Raw genomic sequence first — 1,585 nt, forward strand, 5'->3', positions numbered from 1 at the left:
ACGACGACAGATCTCCCGGCCGAGCCAGTCGAATTTTCGCAGGGTCTCGACGATCGACTCTTCCCGGAACTCGGAGCGCCTGGGGTTGATGTGCTTTCCTACGACGTTGTGCTTGATGTTGATGTGGCAGCGGAAACCTTCGATGCCATGATCGACATCACCACGGCAGTGGCGCCGAACCTCTCGCAATTGTCGCTCGACGCGATCGGTTTCGACGTCGACACCGTCCTTGTCGATGGAGCCGCGGCAGTCTTTGAACAGTCCTTCGAGGAACTTCTCATCGACCTCCCGGCGAACCGGGACGATGTTGTCGTTGCCACCGTCAGTTATTCGGCATCGCCGGATGGCGGCACCTCGGCGGTCGGGCTGCCCGTGGGATGGTTTCCGACCGAGGGAGGCGCCTATGTGCTCAACGAGCCAGATGGGGCACGGACCTGGCTGCCGAGCAACGATCACCCCTCAGACAAGGCACTGTGGCGATTCGAAGTGACGGCACCCGAAGCCGACGTCGTCTCGGCGAATGGGACGTTGATCCAGCGCGGCGGCGCGACCGAGGCGTGGATCTGGGAGAGCGAGGACCCGATGTCGACCTATCTCGTGCATCTCGTCATCGGCGACTATGAGCTCATCGAGGACGCTTCGATTGCACTTGAGTCAGGCGCTGATCTTCCGATCACACACCTCGTACCGTCGGGGACTGCAGACGTGCACCGCGTGTTCTTCGAGCAGATCGCGCCACAGATGGCGTTTTTCGAGGAGCGATTCGGGCCGTATCCGCTGAGCGAGTACGGGCTGGCGTTCATCGACAGCCCTTCGGGTCTGGCAATGGAGACCCAGGGCCGCTCATTGTTTGCTGCTGCCGACTTCCGTCGCGGCGAGTTGGGCTTCATTCAGCACCTCCTGCTTGCGCACGAACTCGCGCACCAGTGGTTCGGAAACACAGTCAGCCCGGCAACGTGGTCCGACCTGTGGCTCAACGAGAGCTTTGCGACCTACGCGCAGTGGCTCTGGCTCGACGAGGTTGATCAGGCGGTGCTGGAGTCCCAGGCAGAAGTGGCGCTCCAAGCCCGGCAGAACGGTCGACAATCGACTGGTGAGCCGAGCGTCTCAAACCTGTTCGGGTTCGAGACGTACGACGGCGGCGCGGTGATTGTGCACGCCCTGCGGCTCGAACTGGGTGACGAGGCCTTCTTCGCACTGCTCCAAGGCTGGCTTGCGGAGAACGCCGGGTCGTCGCAGACCACGGCGGCGTTTATCGAGCGTGCCGAACAAGAAGCTGGCCGAGACCTCACCGGATTCTTTGATGCGTGGCTTTTCGCCGTCGATCCGCCTGACGAATTTCCGAGCTGACGGTCCGCTGGTCCTCCGCTGACCCTTCGCTGCCGGACACGAGCAAGTGTGGCGGCGCGGGCGAGCGTGTCCAATCGGTGGATGTCATCGACGCTGTCGACGCTTGATTTGACAGACCCCTTGCTCGATAGCGTCCCGTCGGTGGCTGATCTGACCGAGGACGATGCGATCTGCGAGATGCGGGCTGCAGCGCGGGTGGCCACTCAGGTCACGATCGTCAGCGCGGATGTCAGCG

General features: G+C 62.5%; 1 protein-coding gene. It reads left to right on the forward strand.

The window, feature by feature from the left end; all coding sequences use genetic code 11:
* Window positions 1-1,350: M1 family metallopeptidase (locus tag ACH2DW_RS15315; RefSeq protein WP_394930609.1), on the forward strand; the 1,350-nt coding region annotated here is incomplete at its 5' end.
* Window positions 1,351-1,585: the final 235 nt, after the last annotated feature.

It is taken from the genome of uncultured Ilumatobacter sp. (assembly GCF_963980585.1).
Taxonomy (GTDB): Bacteria; Actinomycetota; Acidimicrobiia; order Acidimicrobiales; family Ilumatobacteraceae; genus Ilumatobacter_A.